Origin of the sequence: Burkholderia sp. 4M9327F10 (assembly GCF_005503145.1) — a bacterium.
In the GTDB taxonomy this organism is placed as follows: Bacteria; Pseudomonadota; Gammaproteobacteria; order Burkholderiales; family Burkholderiaceae; genus Paraburkholderia.
This window is the reverse complement of record NZ_SCNV01000010.1, coordinates 14,621-32,111: the sequence shown is the minus strand read 5'-3', so window position 1 is coordinate 32,111 and position 17,491 is coordinate 14,621. Positions and strand designations below refer to the sequence as shown.

The 17,491-nt window shown below is 63.7% G+C and carries 15 protein-coding genes; 12 read left to right on the top strand and 3 right to left on the bottom strand.

What is annotated here, in order from left to right:
* Positions 1-77: 77 nt before the first annotated feature.
* The 5 genes from FFS45_RS12370 (at position 78) to FFS45_RS12350 (ending at position 7,245) form a co-directional block, all read left to right on the top strand.
* A complete protein-coding gene (locus tag FFS45_RS12370; protein ID WP_137954934.1) occupies positions 78-677 on the top strand; it encodes a TetR/AcrR family transcriptional regulator in 600 nt (199 codons plus the stop codon).
* Positions 678-775: 98 nt separating this feature from the next.
* The gene (locus tag FFS45_RS12365; protein ID WP_137954933.1) at positions 776-2,563 is read left to right on the top strand and encodes an acyl-CoA dehydrogenase C-terminal domain-containing protein; all 1,788 of its coding nucleotides are present in this window, start codon (positions 776-778) and stop codon (positions 2,561-2,563) included.
* Positions 2,564-2,690: 127 nt separating this feature from the next.
* Positions 2,691-5,126 carry a 3-hydroxyacyl-CoA dehydrogenase/enoyl-CoA hydratase family protein gene (locus FFS45_RS12360; protein ID WP_137954932.1) on the top strand — a complete coding sequence of 812 codons (2,436 nt, stop codon included), beginning with the start codon at positions 2,691-2,693 and terminating at the stop codon, positions 5,124-5,126.
* 27 nt (positions 5,127-5,153) lie between these two features.
* Positions 5,154-6,353, top strand: coding sequence for an acetyl-CoA C-acyltransferase (locus tag FFS45_RS12355; protein WP_137954931.1), 1,200 nt, complete (start codon positions 5,154-5,156; stop codon positions 6,351-6,353).
* Between the two features lie 127 nt (positions 6,354-6,480).
* Complete coding sequence (locus tag FFS45_RS12350; RefSeq protein ID WP_212745727.1) at positions 6,481-7,245, top strand: enoyl-CoA hydratase; 765 nt, start codon at positions 6,481-6,483, stop codon at positions 7,243-7,245.
* 31 nt (positions 7,246-7,276) lie between these two features.
* Here the strand turns inward: FFS45_RS12350 and fdhD are convergent, their stop codons facing one another.
* On the bottom strand, positions 7,277-8,107 hold the full coding sequence (gene fdhD, locus FFS45_RS12345) for a formate dehydrogenase accessory sulfurtransferase FdhD (protein WP_137954929.1): 831 nt from the start codon (positions 8,105-8,107) through the stop codon (positions 7,277-7,279).
* Positions 8,108-8,253: 146 nt separating this feature from the next.
* On the opposite strand from fdhD, the gene FFS45_RS12340 reads away from it, so the two are divergent.
* The 6 genes from FFS45_RS12340 to FFS45_RS12315 all read left to right on the top strand — a co-directional run bounded on the left by FFS45_RS12340 (position 8,254) and on the right by FFS45_RS12315 (position 14,223).
* Positions 8,254-8,730, top strand: coding sequence for a nitrate reductase associated protein (locus FFS45_RS12340; protein ID WP_137954928.1), 477 nt, complete (start codon positions 8,254-8,256; stop codon positions 8,728-8,730).
* 246 nt (positions 8,731-8,976) lie between these two features.
* Positions 8,977-12,081, top strand: coding sequence for an EAL domain-containing protein (locus FFS45_RS12335; protein WP_137954927.1), 3,105 nt, complete (start codon positions 8,977-8,979; stop codon positions 12,079-12,081).
* 142 nt (positions 12,082-12,223) lie between these two features.
* The gene (locus FFS45_RS12330) at positions 12,224-12,814 is read left to right on the top strand and encodes an XRE family transcriptional regulator (RefSeq protein ID WP_137954926.1); all 591 of its coding nucleotides are present in this window, start codon (positions 12,224-12,226) and stop codon (positions 12,812-12,814) included.
* Positions 12,811-13,338 carry a GNAT family N-acetyltransferase gene (locus FFS45_RS12325; protein ID WP_137954925.1) on the top strand — a complete coding sequence of 176 codons (528 nt, stop codon included), beginning with the start codon at positions 12,811-12,813 and terminating at the stop codon, positions 13,336-13,338. The genes FFS45_RS12330 and FFS45_RS12325 overlap by 4 nt, the downstream gene beginning before the upstream one ends.
* 55 nt (positions 13,339-13,393) lie before the next feature.
* On the top strand, positions 13,394-13,660 hold the full coding sequence (locus FFS45_RS12320) for a hypothetical protein (RefSeq protein WP_137954924.1): 267 nt from the start codon (positions 13,394-13,396) through the stop codon (positions 13,658-13,660).
* The gene (locus FFS45_RS12315; RefSeq protein ID WP_249362767.1) at positions 13,657-14,223 is read left to right on the top strand and encodes a GNAT family N-acetyltransferase; all 567 of its coding nucleotides are present in this window, start codon (positions 13,657-13,659) and stop codon (positions 14,221-14,223) included. The genes FFS45_RS12320 and FFS45_RS12315 overlap by 4 nt, the downstream gene beginning before the upstream one ends.
* A gap of 1 nt (position 14,224) precedes the next feature.
* On the opposite strand, the gene FFS45_RS12310 is transcribed toward FFS45_RS12315, so the two are convergent.
* On the bottom strand, positions 14,225-14,620 hold the full coding sequence (locus FFS45_RS12310; RefSeq protein ID WP_137954923.1) for an acyl-CoA thioesterase: 396 nt from the start codon (positions 14,618-14,620) through the stop codon (positions 14,225-14,227).
* A 235-nt stretch (positions 14,621-14,855) separates the two neighbouring features.
* Here FFS45_RS12310 and FFS45_RS12305 point away from each other — a divergent pair, with 235 nt between their 5' ends.
* The gene (locus FFS45_RS12305) at positions 14,856-16,748 is read left to right on the top strand and encodes an ABC transporter ATP-binding protein/permease (protein WP_137954922.1); all 1,893 of its coding nucleotides are present in this window, start codon (positions 14,856-14,858) and stop codon (positions 16,746-16,748) included.
* Between the two features lie 4 nt (positions 16,749-16,752).
* On the opposite strand, the gene murU is transcribed toward FFS45_RS12305, so the two are convergent.
* Positions 16,753-17,490, bottom strand: coding sequence for an N-acetylmuramate alpha-1-phosphate uridylyltransferase MurU (murU, locus tag FFS45_RS12300; RefSeq protein ID WP_137954921.1), 738 nt, complete (start codon positions 17,488-17,490; stop codon positions 16,753-16,755).
* Position 17,491 lies beyond the last annotated feature (1 nt).

The following is a 17,491-nucleotide window of genomic DNA, read 5'->3' as shown; positions in this document are numbered from 1 at the left end:
TTTCGCGGACGGCAGCACTCAATAATAGTACGGCCGTTCGATTTTTCTTTCGGTCACATAAGAACGGTAAAACAGCTATGCGAAAAGGCGAACAAACGCGAGCAGCGATTCTCGAAGCAGCACTCGATCTGGCAAGCCGCGACGGACTGGAAGGTCTGACGATTGGGCTGCTGGCCGAGCGCATGCAGATGAGCAAGAGCGGCGTGTTTGCGCACTTCGGGTCGCGCGAGGACTTGCAGGTTGAAGTCGTGCGTGAATATCACCGTCGTTTCGAGGACGAGGTGTTTTTCCCGAGTCTGCGCGAGCCGCGCGGCTTGCCGCGTTTGCGCGCAATGATCTCCCGCTGGATTGAGAAGCGCATTCAGGAAGTGACCACTGGGTGCATCTACATCAGCGGTGCGGTTGAGTACGACGACCGCGCGGACAACCCGGTGCGCGAGCAACTGGTGGCGAGCGTGACGATGTGGCGTGCTGCGCTCACCCGCGCCATTTCGCAGGCAATGGATGAAGGGCACCTGCGGGCGGACACGAATCCGCAATTGATGCTCTTCGAACTGTACAGCTTCACGCTCGGCCTGCATCACGATGCACGCTTCCTGCACTTGCCGGATGCTGTGCCTCTCACGTGGGCCGCGCTCGAAAAATTGATTGTTTCGTATCAGAGCGAAAGCCGTTAGCGGGGCAACCGGATCCGGGGGATCCAGTGGCGCTGAAAAGGTCCGAACCACGGGCCTGGGCTGACGGCCCTGCTTCTTGTCAAACCTTGGAGAGAGTCATGGGACAGTACGCCGCGCCACTGCGCGACATGCAATTCGTGTTGCACGAGCTGCTTAACGTCGAAGCCGAAATCAAGCAGATGCCGAAGCACGCGGATCTCGATGCCGACACGATCAATGCGGTGCTGGAAGAGGCTGGCAAGTTCTGCTCCGAAGTGCTGTTTCCGCTCAATCAGAGCGGCGACCAGGAAGGCTGCACCTACGTCGGCGACGGCGTCGTGACCACGCCGAAGGGCTTCAAGGAAGCCTACAAGCAGTATGTCGAGGCCGGCTGGCCGGCGCTTGGCTGCGACCCGGAATACGGCGGCCAGGGTCTGCCCGCATTCGTCAACAACGCCCTGTACGAAATGCTTAATTCGGCAAATCAGGCGTGGACGATGTACCCGGGCCTCTCGCACGGCGCGTATGAGTGCCTGCACGCGCACGGCACGCCGGAACTGCAGCAGCGCTATCTGCCGAAGCTCGTCGCGGGCGTCTGGACCGGCACGATGTGTCTGACCGAGCCGCACTGCGGCACGGACCTCGGCATCCTGCGCACCAAGGCCGAACCGAACGCCGACGGCTCCTACTCGATCAGCGGCACGAAGATTTTCATCTCCAGCGGCGAGCACGACCTCTCCGAGAACATCATCCACCTGGTACTCGCGCGGCTGCCGGATGCGCCGATGGGCACCAAGGGTATTTCGCTCTTCATCGTGCCGAAGTTCGTGCCGAACGAAGCCGGCGAGCCGGGCGAGCGCAACACCGTGAAGTGCGGCTCGATCGAACACAAGATGGGCATTCATGGCAACGCGACGGCCGTGATCAACCTCGACAACGCCAGGGGCTGGATGGTCGGCGAGCCGAACAAGGGCTTGAACGCCATGTTCGTGATGATGAACGCCGCGCGTCTCGGCGTCGGCATGCAGAGCCTGGGCCTGACCGAAGTCGCTTACCAGAACTCGTTGACGTACGCGAAAGAGCGTCTGCAGATGCGTTCGCTGACCGGCCCGAAGGCGCCGGAAAAGGCAGCGGACCCGATCATCGTGCACCCGGACGTGCGCCGCATGCTGCTCACGCAGAAGGCCTACGCCGAAGCCGCGCGTGCGTTCTCGTACTGGTCCGCGCTGCATATCGACAAGGAACTGTCACACGCTGAAGAGTCGGTGCGCAAGGATGCCGCTGATCTCGTCGCGCTGCTCACGCCGATCCTGAAGGCGTTCCTGTCGGACAACGCGTTCGAGAGCACCAACCACGCCATGCAGATCTACGGCGGCCACGGCTTTATTGCCGAGTGGGGCATGGAGCAATACGTGCGCGACGCGCGTATCAACATGATCTACGAAGGCACCAACGCGATTCAGGCGCTCGACCTGCTGGGCCGCAAGATTCTCGGCGACATGGGCGCCAAGATGAAGAAGTTCGGCAAGCTGGTGACGGAATTCGTCGAAGCCGAAGGCATCAAGCCGGAAATGCAGGAATTCATCAACCCGCTCGCCGACATCGGCGACAAGGTGCAGAAGCTGACGATGGAAATCGGCATGAAGGCCATGCAGAACCCGGACGAAGTGGGCGCAGCGGCCGTGCCGTATCTGCGTACCGTCGGCCACCTGGTGTTCTCGTACTTCTGGGCCCGCATGGCACGTATCGCGCTGGACAAGGAAGCGTCCGGCGATCCGTTCTACAAGGCCAAGCTTGCCACCGCGCGCTTCTACTTCGCCAAGCTGCTGCCGGAAACGGCCATGACGATTCGCCAGGCCCGCGCCGGTTCGAAGTCGCTGATGGACGTTGAAGAGTCGCTGTTCTAAAGCCACATCACGGCGGCGCCATGCGTGCTGAAACGTGTCGCGCCGCCGCCAGCCATACATTGCGAAACCCGCGCAAAACCCGCGCGAAAATTACGCGACACCCGCATAACTCCCCCGGAGGAACGACGTGAGCAATCTGATCATTCGCAAGGTAGCCGTGCTCGGCGCCGGCGTGATGGGCGCGCAGATCGCCGCGCACCTGATCAACGCCAAGGTGCCGGTGCTGCTGTTCGACCTTCCTGCAAAAGAAGGCCCGAAAAACGCGATCGCGCTGAAGGCGATCGAGAATCTGAAGAAGCTGTCGCCGGCGCCGTTCGGCGTGAAGGACGACGCGCAATACATCCAGCCCGCGAACTACGACGACGACATCGAGAAGCTCGCCGAGTGCGACCTCGTGATCGAAGCCATTGCCGAACGGATGGACTGGAAGCACGACCTGTACAAGAAGGTCTCGCCGCATATCGCGCCGAACGCGATCTTCGCGACCAACACCTCGGGCCTGTCGATCACGGAATTGTCGCAAGGCTTTTCCGATGAACTGAAGGCGCGTTTCTGCGGCGTGCACTTCTTCAACCCGCCGCGCTACATGCACCTGGTCGAACTGATTCCGACCGCGACGACGCGCCCGGAAATCCTCGACCAGCTCGAATCGTTCCTGACCAGCGTGGTCGGCAAGGGCGTCGTGCGTGCCAAAGATACGCCGAACTTCATCGCCAACCGCGTCGGCATTTTCTCGATTCTCGCCGTCGTTCACGAAGCCGCGAAGTTCGGCCTGCGTTTCGACGAAGTGGATGACCTGACCGGTTCACGTCTGGGCCGCGCCAAGTCGGCCACGTTCCGCACGGCCGACGTGGTCGGTCTCGACACGATGGCGCACGTCATCAAGACGATGCAGGACAACCTGAAGGACGATCCGTTCTTCCCGGTCTACGAAACGCCGGCTGTACTGGCTGAACTCGTGAAGAAGGGCGCGCTCGGCCAGAAGACCGGCGCCGGCTTCTACAAGAAAGAAGGCAAGGCGATCAAGGTGCTCGACCCGAAGACGGGTGAGTACGTCGACGGCGGCGCCAAGGCCGACGAACTGGTGGGCCGCATCCTCAAGCGTCCGCCCGCGGAGCGCCTGAAGCTGCTGCGCGAGTCGGAGCACCCGCAGGCGCAGTTCCTGTGGTCGATCTTCCGCGATGTGTTCCATTACATCGGCGTGCATCTGGAGTCGATCGCGGACAACGCGCGTGACCTCGACCTGGCAGTCCGTTGGGGCTTCGGCTGGAACGAAGGCCCTTTCGAAGGCTGGCAGACGGCAGGCTGGAAACAGATCGCCGAGTGGGTTCAGGAAGACATCGCGGCGGGCAAGGCGCTCTCGAACGCGCCGCTGCCGTCGTGGGTGCTCGAAGGCCCGGTTGCCGAGAAGGGTGGCGTGCACACGAACGAAGGTTCGTGGTCGCCGGCTTCGAAGTCCTTCGCGCCGCGTTCGTCGCTGTCCGTCTACGAGAAGCAGGTGTTTCGTGCGCCGCTGGTCGGCGAAACGGGCGCCGATCCGAAGACTTACGGTAAGACACTGTTCGAAACCGACGCGGTGCGCGCATGGGTCGACGATCGTGCCGGCGAGAACGACGTCCTGATCGTCTCGTTCAAGAGCAAGATGAACACGATCGGACCGTCGGTGATCGACGGCCTCACGCAAGCGATCGAGCTGGCGGAAAAGGAATACAAGGGCCTGGTGGTGTGGCAGCCCACGTCGCTGAAGCTCGGCACGCCTGGCGGTCCGTTCTCCGCCGGTGCGAACCTCGAAGAAGCGATGCCCGCCTTCATGATGGGCGGTGCGAAGGGCATTGAGCCGTTCGTGAAGAAGTTCCAGCAGGGCATGCTGCGCGTGAAGTACGCGAACGTGCCGGTCGTCTCGGCGATCTCGGGCATCGCGCTCGGCGGTGGCTGCGAGCTGGTGCTGCACAGCGCGAAGCGCGTGGCGCACATCGAGAGCTATATCGGTCTGGTGGAAGTTGGCGTGGGCCTCGTGCCTGCGGGCGGTGGCCTGAAGGAAGCGGCGCTGCGCGCAGCAGAAGCGGCCACGCTCGCCGGCGCGACCAACGACCTGCTGAAGTTCGTGCAGAAGTCGTTCGAAAACGCGGCGATGGCGAAGGTCTCGGCCTCCGCACTCGATGCCCGCACGATGGGTTATCTGAAGCCGTCCGACACGATCGTCTTCAACGTGTTCGAACTGCTCGACGTGGCGAAGAAAGAGGCGCGTGCGCTGGCCGCTGCCGGCTACCGTCCGCCGCTGCGCGTCACGCAGGTGCCGGTGGCGGGCCGCTCGGCGATTGCGACGATCAAGGCATCGCTCGTCAACATGCGCGATGGCCGTTTCATCAGCGAGCACGACTATCTGATTGCGAGCCGCATCGCCGAAGCCGTGTGCGGTGGCGACGTCGAAGCGGGCAGCCTGGTGGACGAAGAATGGCTGCTGCAACTCGAACGGCGTGCGTTCGTCGACCTGCTCGGTACGCAAAAGACGCAGGAACGGATCATGGGCATGCTGCAAACCGGCAAGCCGGTGCGTAACTAACGCGCGACGAGCACAAAGGAGCTTTAAATGACAAAGCAATTGCAAGACGCATACATCGTCGCCGCGAGCCGTACGCCGATCGGCAAGGCGCCGCGCGGCATGTTCAAGAACACGCGCCCCGACGAACTGCTGGTGCACGCGATCAAGTCGGCCGTGGCGCAAGTGCCCGGTCTCGATACCAAGGTGATCGAAGACGCCATTATCGGCTGCGCGATTCCCGAAGCCGAGCAGGGCCTGAACGTGGCGCGTATGGGCGCACTGCTTTCGGGTCTGCCGAATACGGTCGGCGGCGTCACGGTAAACCGCTTCTGCGCTTCGGGCCTGACCGCGCTGGCGATGGCCGCTGACCGCATTCGCGTCGGCGAGTCCGACGCGATGATCGCAGGCGGCTGCGAGTCGATGAGCATGGTGCCGATGATGGGCAACAAGCCGTCGATGTCGCCGCATATCTTCGATCGCAGCGAAGACTTCGGCATTGCTTACGGCATGGGCCTGACGGCCGAGAAGGTCGCGGAGCGCTGGAAGATCAGCCGCGAAGCGCAAGACCAGTTCTCGGTCGAATCGCACCGCCGCGCGATCGCCGCGCAGCAAGCCGGTGAGTTCAACGACGAAATCGCCGCCTACACGATCACCGAGCGTTTCCCCGATCTCGCCACCGGCGAGGTGAAGGTGAAGACGCGCGAAGTGGCGCTCGACGAAGGTCCGCGCGCGGATACCTCGCTGGAAGGCCTCGCCAAGCTGCGCACCGTGTTCGCCAACAAGGGTTCGGTGACGGCCGGCAACAGCTCGCAGACCTCGGACGGCGCAGGCGCGCTGATCGTGGTGTCGGAAAAGATCCTGAAAGAGTTCAACCTGACGCCGCTCGCGCGTTTCGTCAGCTTCGCCGTGCGCGGCGTGCCGCCGGAAATCATGGGCATCGGCCCGAAGGAAGCGATTCCGGCCGCGCTGAAGGCTGCCGGCCTGAAGCAGGAAGATCTCGACTGGATCGAGCTGAACGAAGCGTTTGCGGCACAGTCGCTGGCGGTGATCCAGGATCTCGGTCTCGATCCGTCGAAGATCAACCCGCTCGGCGGCGCGATTGCACTGGGCCACCCGCTCGGCGCAACCGGCGCGATTCGTGCCTCGACGGTGGTGCACGGCCTGCGCCGCCGCAACTACAAGTACGGCATGGTGACCATGTGCGTCGGCACGGGGATGGGCGCAGCGGGCATCATCGAGCGTCTGTAATCGTGATCGCACAGGTCCCTTGAAGACCGCTGAACGGTTCGCCGGCCGCGAGGCTAGCGAACCGTTTTTCCATTCAGCCGCAGTGAGCCGCATTGAGCGGCACCGGGCAGAACTACAGGAGATGACGATGGACATTCTGGTCGAGCGCGCCAACGGCGTGCTGACGATTGCCTTTAACCGGCCCGACAAGAAGAACGCGATTACGGCCGCCATGTACCAGACGATGGCCGACGCGCTGGTTGAGGCGCAGGGAGATGCGTCCGTGCGCGCCATCCTGTTTCGCGGCAGCGTTGGCATTTTCAGCGCCGGTAACGATCTGGAAGACTTCATGAAGGCGCCGCCGACGGGCGAGAACGCCCCGGTGTTCCAGTTCCTGCGCGCGATCAGCTCGGCGGAGAAGCCGGTGGTGGCGTCGGTGGCGGGTGCGGCGGTGGGGATCGGCACGACTCTGCTGCTGCATTGCGACCTGGTGTATGCCGCCGACACGGCGATGTTCTCGCTGCCCTTCTCACAGCTCGGACTGTGCCCGGAAGCTGCGTCGAGCCTGCTGTTGCAGCGCGTTGCGGGTTATCAGGCCGCGGCGGAGAAGCTGCTGCTGGGCGAAGCGTTCGATGCGCGTGAAGCGCAGCGCATGGGCTTCGTGAACCGCCTGCTGCCTGCGGCTGAAGTCGACGCGTTTGCTCTTGGGCAAGCGGCGAAGCTGGCGGCGTTGCCGGCCTCGTCGTTGCGCGTCACCAAGTCGCTGATGAAGCGCGCGAGCCACCACGAGTTGCAGACCCAGATGACCGACGAGGCGCTGCACTTCGCCAAAATGCTGCTCGCGCCGGAAGCGCGCGAGGCGTTCAAGGCGTTCTTCGAGAAGCGCAAGCCGGACTTCCGCCAGTTCGACTGAGCCCGGAAGACGAGGCAGGGAGGGCAGGCGGTTACGTCGGCGCCAGCGTGTCGTAATCGACGTAACCTGCCTCGCGGCAGAAGCTCACCAGCCGCACGCCGGCCTGGCGCGCAATCGCAATCGCGAGCGAAGACGGCGCCGAAATGGTGGCCACCATCGGCACATCGACGCGCGCCGCCTTGCGCACCAGTTCGTAGCTCGCCCGGCTCGACAGGAAAACGAAGCCGTCCTTCGTATCGGCCCGGTTGAGCACCAGTTGCCCGATCAGCTTGTCCAGCGCGTTGTGGCGGCCCACGTCCTCGAAGGCGAGCTGGATCGCCCCTGACGCATCGCACCATGCCGCCGCGTGCAGACCGCCCGTCAGCCGGGTCAGCGCCTGATGCCCGGGCAATTCACGCGCCGCGCGGGCGATGGCGTCCGGCGCGAGCCGTTGCAGAAAGCCGGTATCGGGCACACGTTCCGGCTTCAGATCGAGCAAGTCGATGCTTTCGATGCCGCATACGCCGCAACCGGTCCGGCCGGCGAGCGCGCGCCGCTTTTCTTTCAGCCCGACAAACGCCTGTTGCACCACTTGCAATTGCACTTCGGCATGCGGCAATTCGCCGCCATACAATTCGACCTCGATGTCCTGAATATCGCTGCCGCGCTCCACAATTCCTTCCGAAATCGCGAATCCCACCGCGAATGCTTCCAGATCGCGCGGCGTACACATCATCACCGCATGCGAAATGCCGTTGAAGACGAGCGCCACCGGCCACTCCTGGCCGACGTGGTCCGTGACCGTCTCGACCTTGCCGCCGCGATGCCGTTGCACCTGGCGCTCCACGACGCCCGGCTGGCCGTCCGTTTCCAGTTCGTTCAAAATCCTGACTCCTTGATCCATGCGGCTCGGGCGGCGGCATTTCGCAGCACCGGGCCAGACCGGGCCGGGCCGCCGCCGCGCCAATAAGGTTCTAAAATACCTCAAGCGGGCCTTGCGTGTTGCCCGCCACCAACGAGGACACTGTCATGGGACTCAATGAAGCGCCGCTTCTGTTCAACTTCGAAGTCGAGTCTTCGGAGGATCTGACCTACATTCCGATGTCGGTGCGCTTCAATCTGGACCGCTTCGGACTGCGCGTTTCGCTCGCGCAGTGGCAGATGCTGCCGCACGAGGATCGCAAGCTGCTGGCGCGCTTTCCGGTCGAAGACGACATCAGCATCGAGCCGAACTTCGATCACGCGCTGTTTGAAATGCTGCGCACGCATGCCAATGTCGAGCCGGAATGGTTCACGCCGGAAGACGCACCGGCGTGGCGCCGCACCGATGCGGTACCCGACGGTGTTCTCCACCAGGCTGGCCTCGCTAGCCTGCGTGCCCCCAGCGCCGATGAGTGGGCCACGCTCGAGCCGTTCAAGCGCTATGTGCTCGCCAAACTGTCGCGCAAGCCGGAAGGCAACCACGACTTTGTGCCCGCCATGAGGGAATTCGGTCTGGCCGGGTAGGTCTGCCCGGGAAGTTCTCCCTGAACCGTTCTCACCGCGTGGTTCTCATTCGCTGCGCCGCGCTTCGCGGCGTCGCACAAAAATATTTCACATCGCACCCTTAATCTGTTCCGATCGTTGCCGTTATCCATGGGTTGGCGCGTAAAAGACCCCGCAGACGCAAGAGCAGTCCCAGCTGCGCGACGCATCTAAAGCGGACGACACCCCGCGCGCTCCCGCCTGCAGAACGAATGACGTTCGGAACCCATGACTCCTTTCCTATCGAGGCGGCTGCTGATCAATCTGGCAGTGGTCGCCGCAGCGGTTGGCGCGAACGCGTTCGTCGCCTATACGCAGATCCGCGGCCAGCGCGACGCGGATCTGCGCACCATGCGTTCGACCGATGTCCGGCAGAATCTCGACGCCTACCGGACGACGCTCGACGATGGCCTCGCCGCGCTCGGCCGCTTCGAAGCGACTGGACGGCCGGAGACGGCTGATGCCGCGCCGGCGATGGCGGCATCGCTCGCCGGGCTGGAGCTTACGCTGGCGGCCGAGCTCACCGACGAGCCGGCCATGACGGCCTCACTCGTCAAGCTGAGCAGCGCCAGCAAGGCGCTGCAACACGACATCGCGGCTGCGCTGGCGCGAGCCCAGGCGAGCAGCCCCGACGAATCGCGTGCCTGGGCGGCCTCGGCTTATACGCGGCTCGGCATGCAACTGGATCACGTGGAGACCGCGCTATCGACACTGCGGCAGCAGGAGGACCGCGCGCTGCAGACGTCGCTCGCGGAATCGACCCGGCAGACGCAGCACGCCATGCTGCTGCTGATCGTCACCATGCTGGCGGGCAGCTCGCTGCTCATCTATACCTTCGGCGCGCGCGAGAGCGCCGCCCGCGAACGGCTGCGGGTCGCCAAGGCCCTGCGCCGCAACGACGAGCGTTTTCGCGGCCTGTTCGACACCCATCCGGTGCCGATGTACATCTTCGATCGCGAGACGCTGCGCTTTCTCGCGGTCAACACGGCGGCCATTCAGCAATACGGCTATTCGGAGAGCGAGTTCCTCGCCATGACGATTCGTGCGATCCGGCCCGCCGGCGAGATCGGACGCCTCGAATCGCATCTGCTGCGCAGCGAAGGCGGTCCGCAGCAGGGCCGCACCATGGCGGGCGTGTGGCATCACCGGCGCAAGGACGGCTCGACCATCAGCGCGGATATCTCGTATCACTATCTGACGTACATGGGCCGTCCCGCGATCTTCGTGCTGGCCGATGACGTGACCGAGCAGATCAACGCGGAGGCCGAGGCCCAGCGCTCGAACCAGATGCTCGAAACCGTGATCGACAATATCCCGCAACGCGTTTTCTGGAAGGATCAGGAGTCGCGCTACCTGGGCTGCAACAGGGCGTTTGCGCGCGATGCCGGACTCGCGTATCCGGAGCAGGTGGTCGGCAAGACCGACCATGACCTGCCGTGGCGTGCGCTTGCCGACCAGGTCCGCGCACACGACGCCGAAGTCGTGAAAACGGGCGTGCCGAAGATGAATTTCGAAGTCGATCTCGTGATCGACGGCGTGCATCGCACCACCGTGACGAGCAAGCTGCCGTTCACTGACAGCGACGGACGCGTGATTGGCGTACTCGGCTCCTACACCGACATCACCGAGCGCAAGCGCGCCGACCTCGCGCTGCGTCTGCAAAGCCGTGCGCTCGACGCCAGCGTGAACGCGATCCTGATCACCGGGCCGACCAGCACCGGCAATCTGATCGAGTATGTGAACCCGGCCTTCAAGCGCATCACGGGCTACGATCCGGCGGAAGTGATCGGCCAGGACTGCCGCCTGCTGCAACGCGACGACCGCGACCAGGAAGGGATCGCCTCGATCCGCCAGGCGCTTGCCGCCAACCGCGAAGTCAGTGCGGTGCTGCGCAACTATCGCAAGGATGGCGCGCTATTCTGGAACCAGCTCTTCATTGCGCCGGTGCCGAATCCGGACGGCGAGACGACGCATCACATCGGCGTCATCAACGATGTGACCGACCTGATCCGCTATCAGGAGCAGCTTGAGTATCAGGCGAACTACGACAGCCTGACGCGGCTGCCTAACCGCAATCTGCTGCGCGACCGGCTGCAGCATGCGTTGATCGTGGCGCGGCGTCACCACAAAGGGGTGGCCGTGGTGTTCATCGATCTGGACGGCTTCAAGAACGTCAACGACAGCCTCGGCCATAGCGTCGGCGACCGCCTGCTGACCGTGGTCGCCGAGCGGCTTGCGCGCTGTGCGCGGGCAAGCGATACGGTGGCGCGCCACGGCGGCGACGAGTTTGTGATCGTGATGACCGATACGGTCGACGAGCAGTCGCTGATTGCGTGGATGGAGCGGGTGCGCGCCTCGATCTCCGAGCCGGTGTGGCTCGACGGCACCGAGCTGTATGTGGGCTGCAGCATGGGCGCGAGCCTGTTCCCGCAGGACGGCGGCGACACCGAAACGCTGATGAAAAAGGCCGACCTCGCCATGTATCGCGCGAAGGACATGGGCCGCAACACCTTCCAGTTTTACCAGCCGGAGATGAACGCGAGCGCCGGCGCTCGCCTGAATCTGGAACGCCGTCTGCGGCGCGCCCTGCGTGATAACGAGTTTCTGCTGCATTACCAGCCGCAGGTGGACATCGTGACCGGGCAGATCGTCGGCATGGAAGCGTTGGTGCGCTGGCGCGATCCGGAGGTGGGTCTGATCCCGCCGTCGTCGTTTATTCCGGTCGCGGAGGAGTGCGGCCTGATCGGGCCGCTCTCGGAGTGGGTGCTGCGCGAGGCGTGCCGGCAAAACAAGGCCTGGCAGGATGAGGGCTTGCCGCCGGCACGTGTCTCGGTGAACCTTTCGGCGCGGCAGTTCCAGCAGCACGATATCGCCAAGCTCGTCACCGAGGTGCTGGAGGAGACCGGGCTCGAGCCGCAGTATCTCGAACTCGAACTGACCGAAAGCACCATCATGCGCAACGCCGAAGAAGCGGTGACGATGCTCAACGCGCTGCACGCACTCGGGATTGGGCTTGCCATCGACGACTTCGGCACCGGGTATTCGAGCCTGAGCTATCTGAAGCGCTTCCCGGTCGACCGGTTGAAGATCGACCGCTCGTTTGTATCGGATATCGGCACCTCGGGTGACGACGAGACGATCACCTCGGCCATCATCGCGCTGGCGCATTCGCTGAATCTGCAGGTGATCGCGGAAGGCGTCGAGACCTCGGAGCAGCTCGATTTCCTCAAGGAGCGCGCCTGCGACGAGATGCAGGGCTTCTTCTTCTCCAAGCCGATGCCACGCGACGCGATTCCGGGGCTGTTGCAGGGTGGGGCGGCGGTAGTGGCATAGAAGTAGCGGCATAGTGCCCCCGGCGGCGCCCGCAGCGCTTGCCCGCGGGGCGCTCATGAAGCCTGTAGCCGCTTGCGCTGTGACTCGGCTGCCGCCTGCAAAATCTAGTTTACTGGAATTATTTTCTATTAAACTGGATGGCATGGATATCAACAACCGAATCGCCAGCCGTGTGCGCGAGTTGCGCGACGCCCAAGGTTTTTCACTCGACACGCTTGCCGAACGCAGCGGCGTGAGCCGCTCCACGATCTCGCTGATCGAGCGCGGCCAGAGTAGCCCGACGGCCACGGTGCTCGACAAGCTCGCCACCGCGCTCGCGGTTACGCTCGCCTCGCTGTTCGAAGACAGCGCGAACTCGGTCGCCGAGCCCTCGCCGCTTGCACGCGCCGGCGAACAGCCGGTGTGGACCGATCCGACTTCGGGTTATATCCGCCGCAATCTGTCGCCTGCCGCGCGCTCGCCGATCCAGTTGGTGGAGGTTCACTTCCCGGCCGGCCAGCGGGTTGCGTACGACACCAGCGCGCGTGATGTGGAGGTGTATCAGCAGGTCTGGGTGATAGAGGGCGTGATGGCGTTGACGGTCGGCGACGCGCAGTGGCGCCTGGAAACCGGCGATTGTCTTTCGATGCGTCTGGACTGTCCGATGGTGTTTCACAACCCCACGCGCGAGCCGGCCCGCTATCTGGTGGCGTTGACCAGTGTGGGCGCCACGCCAGCCAGGAGAAATGGATGAACGGGAAGGTGAGCATACGGCGGATCGGCGCTAACGAGGCCGTGGTCTGCGTGGAGGCGCTGGCTGATGTGCTGATCGATTGTGTCGAAGGCGGTGCTTCAGTGAGCTTCATGCTGCCGCTTGCGCGTGACAAGGCGCTGGCATTCTGGCGCGGGGTGGCCGAGGGTGTGGCACGCAGCGAGAGGGCACTGCTGATTGCGGAGAACGGCGAGGGCGAGATACTCGGTACGGTGCAGTTGGTGCTGGCGCAGCCCGACAATCAACCGCATCGCGCGGATGTCGCCAAGATGCTGGTATGCCGCAAGGCGCGCCGGCAAGGCATCGCGCAACGGCTGATGGCGGCGCTCGAAGAGGTGGCGCGCGAGGAAGGCAAGAGTGTGCTGGTGCTCGATACCGTCACCGGCGGCGACGCCGAACGCTTGTATGAGCGGGCCGGGTGGCAGCGTGCCGGTACGGTGCCGAAATACGCACTGATGCCGGATGGGGAGTTTTGCGCCACGACGTTTTATTATCGGCATTTGTGAGTTATCACAAGCGGGCTCGCTGTGTGTGATGGCGCGTCCTACAGGAGGTTTATCGATGAAGCATGCTGGACCGGCAGCCCTCGATACGCTCGCCGTTCTGATCGGCGCGATCCGCGAGCGCGGGGCGCTCAAGGAGCCGCGGCCCGGCGTGTTCTATCGCAAGGGCAAAGCGTTTCTGCATTTTCACGAGGACCCGGCAGGGCTATTCGCCGACTTGCGGCCGGCCTCGGAATGGGAGCGCTACCGGGTCTCCGAACCCGATGAGTGCGCAACATTTCTGGCGCTTCTCGATAGAAGCTTGAGTGGAGACCCAGCCAATTGAATCCGCCCGATTTCCCCGCCGACGGCATCATGACCGAGCGCGTGCGGTTGTGCGCCGTCACCCGCGCGGATGCCGAAGCGCTGCTCGCATTCCAGATCGAGAACCGCGCTCATCTGCAACCCTGGGAGCCGCTGCGCGCGCCGGAGTTCTTTACCTTGCCCGCGGCCGAGCAACGTCTAGCCCTGATGGAGCAGCAGATGACCGATGGCGCCGCGCTGCATCTGCTGCTGCGCGGCCGGATTACCGGCGCGGTGCTCGGCGAGTGCAACTTCACCAACATCGTCCGCGGTCCGTTTCAGGCCTGCTTTTTGGGGTTTTCGATCGGCGGTCGCTATGAAGGGCGTGGCCTGATGGGCGAAGCGCTTGGCGCCGCCATCGAACACGTGTTCAACGAGTACAGGCTGCACCGGATCATGGCCAATCATCGTCCGGAGAACCTGCGCAGTGGCAATTTGCTGGCGAGGCTCGGTTTCGAACGCGAGGGTCTTGCTCGCGCGTATCTGAAGATCAACGGTGAGTGGGCCGATCACGTGCTGACCTCACGCATCAACCCGCGCGTTTGATTCAGTCGATTGCGGGCAACGCACGCGGCCGGCGGTCGCTGTCAGTGGCGACATAAGTCAGCGTCGCTTCCGTCACCTTCACGACCTCTTCGTTGAGGCTCATTCGCTGTGCGTAAACGGTCACCTCGACCGTGACCGAGGTATTGCCGGTCTTGACGATATCCGCGTAAAAGCTCAGCAGATCGCCGACGAACACCGGCTGCTTGAACACGAACGAATTGACCGCGATGGTCGCCACCCGGCCGTTGGCGCGCCGGCTGGCAGGAATGGAGCCCGCGATATCGACCTGCGCCATGATCCAGCCGCCGAACACGTCGCCGTGGACGTTCGCGTCCGACGGCTGCGGCACGACGCGCAGCGCACACGATTTTTGCGGGAGTTGAAGTTGCTCGGTCATCGGGGCACCCATGAAAACGGATTGGCTCGGCTGGCAGGCGGGTTCTTCACGACAACATTACGACCGGCAAACGGCCAGCCCATGAAAAGCGGCGCCAGCCGGCTTCTGCGACAATAGAAAGATTAGGAATTGTACGGGAAAGCGCCCAGCCGGGTCGCCGCGCCAATAAGTCTGTCATGAGCGGCGCGCGCCACTGTTGCCTCTGTCTGTTCCGCCCCACCCCAGCCGACCCCCAATGCGCCGCTATTCCGCTCCCTCCGAACCCTCGCCGATCTCGACCCAGCCGCGCAACGACTGGCAGACGATCGTTTCGCTGCTGCCGTACCTCGCCACCTATAAGGGCCGGGTCGTGCTGGCGCTGGCTTGCCTGATCGGCGCCAAGGTCGCCAATCTGGGCGTGCCGATCGTGATGAAGCGGATCGTCGACAGCCTTGCCGCGGTGCGGCATCTGACGGCGCTCGGCCGCGCCGATCACGCGCCGGCCATCGTGCTGCTGGGCGGGGTCGGCTTGCTGGTGGTCGCGTATGCGGTGGTGCGGCTGTCGACGTCGCTGTTTACCGAGCTGCGCGAGATCCTGTTTTCGAAAGTCACGCAAAGCGCGGTGCGCCAGCTCGCGCTCAAAGTGTTTCGCCATCTGCATGGGCTCTCGCTGCGCTTTCACCTCGAGCGGCAGACGGGCGGCATGTCGCGCGACATCGAGCGCGGCACACGCGGCATTACGCAGCTCATTTCGTATTCGCTCTACAGCATCCTGCCCACGCTGGTGGAAGTGGGGCTCGTGCTGGGCTTCTTTGTCGTCAAATACGAGGTGTACTACGCGGTCGTCACGTTCGTGGCGTTGGCGGTCTACATCACCTTCACCGTGAAGATGACCGAGTGGCGCACGCACTTCCGCCGCACGATGAACGATCTCGATTCGCGCGCCAACTCGCGGGCAATCGACTCGCTGCTCAACTACGAGACCGTCAAGTATTTCGGCAACGAAGAGTGGGAAGCGCAGCGCTACGACGAGAACCTGAAGCGCTACCGGGCCGCCGCGATCAAGTCGCAGAACTCGCTGTCGGTGCTCAACTTCGGGCAGCAGGCGATTATCGGCACGGGGCTGGTTTTCATCCTGTGGCGCGCGACCCAGGGTGTGATGGCGGGCAAGCTGACGCTCGGCGATCTGGTGCTGATCAATACGTTTATGTTGCAGCTCTACATTCCGCTGAATTTCCTCGGCGTGGTGTATCGCGAACTGAAGCAGAGTCTCACCGACATGGACCGCATGTTCACGTTGCTTGGCGCACCGCAGGAAGTGCCCGATGCGCCTGACGCGCAGGAGCTCGTGGTCGGCGGTGCGCAGGTGCGTTTCGAGCATGTCAACTTCGCTTATGAGCCTGCGCGGCAGATTCTGCATGACGTGAGTTTTACGATCCCGGCCGGCACAACCACAGCGGTGGTCGGCCACAGCGGCTCCGGCAAGTCGACGCTCGCGCGCCTGATGTTCCGCTTCTACGATCTGGACCGGGCGACGGGCGGCGCAATTACGATCGACGGCCAGGATATCCGCGATGTGACACAAGACTCGCTGCGGGCTTCAATCGGCATCGTGCCGCAGGATACGGTGCTGTTCAACGACTCGATCTACTACAACATCGCCTATGGCCGGCCGAGCGCGGCGCGCGACGAAGTAATCGCGGCGGCACGGGCGGCGCATATTCACGAGTTCATAGAGGGCTTGCCGAACGGTTACGAGACGGCGGTCGGCGAGCGTGGGCTGAAACTGTCGGGGGGTGAAAAGCAGCGCGTGGCGATTGCCCGCACGATCCTGAAGAACCCGCCGATCCTGCTGTTCGACGAGGCGACCTCCGCCCTCGATTCACGCTCCGAGCGCGCGATCCAGCACGAACTCGATCAGATTGCCCGCGAACGGACCACGCTGATCATCGCGCACCGTTTGTCGACGGTGGTGCACGCGCAGCAGATCATCGTGATGGACAAGGGGCGCATTGTCGAGCGTGGCACGCATGCGGAGTTGCTGCAGGCAGGAGGTTTGTTTGCGCAGATGTGGGCGCTGCAACAGCAGCGCGCGGCGCAAGCCGAGGCTACGCCTGACGCGGTGACTGCGGGTGACAGCGGGCGCTAGGCCGTTACTGCCTAGCGATGCCGGGAGTCGCGGTGGCGAGCCGTAGCCGTTCGTCCAGTTCCTGCAACTGCTCAGGTGTGCCGACGTTCTCCCACACACCTTCATACAGCTCACCGCTCGCCAGTCCGCGTGCGATGGTCTCCTTGTAGTACGGCGTCAGCGCGCAGCGCGTGCCGGGCGGCAAGCCGCGGAACATGCGCGTGTCGTACAAGGCGATGCTACCGAAGGTGAGCCGCGGCTGCGCATCGTTGGACACGACCCCGTCGACGAGGCCGAAATCTCCATTCGGATGAAACGGCGGATTCGGCACCATCACCAGATGCATGCCAGGTTCGGCCAGGCTCGCGAGCCGCCCGGCGTGCACATGCAGGCGCGCGTAATCGAAATCGGCGTAGACGTCGCCGGCTACGCCGAGAAAGATCTCGCTTGCTGCGCCGTCTTCCAGCAGCGGCAGCGCCTGCGCGATGCCGCCGGCTGTCTCAAGCGCTTCCTGCTCGGGCGAATAACGCAATTGCACGCCCCAGCGCGAGCCGTCGCCCAGCGCCGCCTCGATGCGCTCGCCAAGCCACGCATGATTGATCACGATGGTCCGGAAGCCGGCATGCGCGAGCCGCTCGATCTGCCAGACAATCAGCGGTTTGCCGCCCGCTTCGAGCAGCGGCTTCGGGGTATGGTCCGTCAACGGGCGCATCCGTTCGCCGCGCCCGGCGGCAAAGATCATCGCTTTGGTCAGAGTCGTCATT

Bases quoted from the DNA above. Each gene is read 5' to 3' on its own strand.
- FFS45_RS12350 (WP_212745727.1), top strand. From the start codon at position 6,481: ATGGACATTCTGGTCGAGCGCGCCAACGGCGTGCTGACGATTGCCTTT.
- FFS45_RS12365 (WP_137954933.1), top strand. From the start codon at position 776: ATGGGACAGTACGCCGCGCCACTGCGCGACATGCAATTCGTGTTGCAC.
- FFS45_RS12370 (WP_137954934.1), top strand. From the start codon at position 78: ATGCGAAAAGGCGAACAAACGCGAGCAGCGATTCTCGAAGCAGCACTC.
- FFS45_RS12325 (WP_137954925.1), top strand. From the start codon at position 12,811: ATGAACGGGAAGGTGAGCATACGGCGGATCGGCGCTAACGAGGCCGTG.
- FFS45_RS12340 (WP_137954928.1), top strand. From the start codon at position 8,254: ATGGGACTCAATGAAGCGCCGCTTCTGTTCAACTTCGAAGTCGAGTCT.
- FFS45_RS12335 (WP_137954927.1), top strand. From the start codon at position 8,977: ATGACTCCTTTCCTATCGAGGCGGCTGCTGATCAATCTGGCAGTGGTC.
- FFS45_RS12320 (WP_137954924.1), top strand. From the start codon at position 13,394: ATGAAGCATGCTGGACCGGCAGCCCTCGATACGCTCGCCGTTCTGATC.
- FFS45_RS12305 (WP_137954922.1), top strand. From the start codon at position 14,856: ATGCGCCGCTATTCCGCTCCCTCCGAACCCTCGCCGATCTCGACCCAG.
- FFS45_RS12330 (WP_137954926.1), top strand. From the start codon at position 12,224: ATGGATATCAACAACCGAATCGCCAGCCGTGTGCGCGAGTTGCGCGAC.
- FFS45_RS12310 (WP_137954923.1), bottom strand. From the start codon at position 14,620: ATGACCGAGCAACTTCAACTCCCGCAAAAATCGTGTGCGCTGCGCGTC.
- FFS45_RS12355 (WP_137954931.1), top strand. From the start codon at position 5,154: ATGACAAAGCAATTGCAAGACGCATACATCGTCGCCGCGAGCCGTACG.
- murU (WP_137954921.1), bottom strand. From the start codon at position 17,490: ATGACGACTCTGACCAAAGCGATGATCTTTGCCGCCGGGCGCGGCGAA.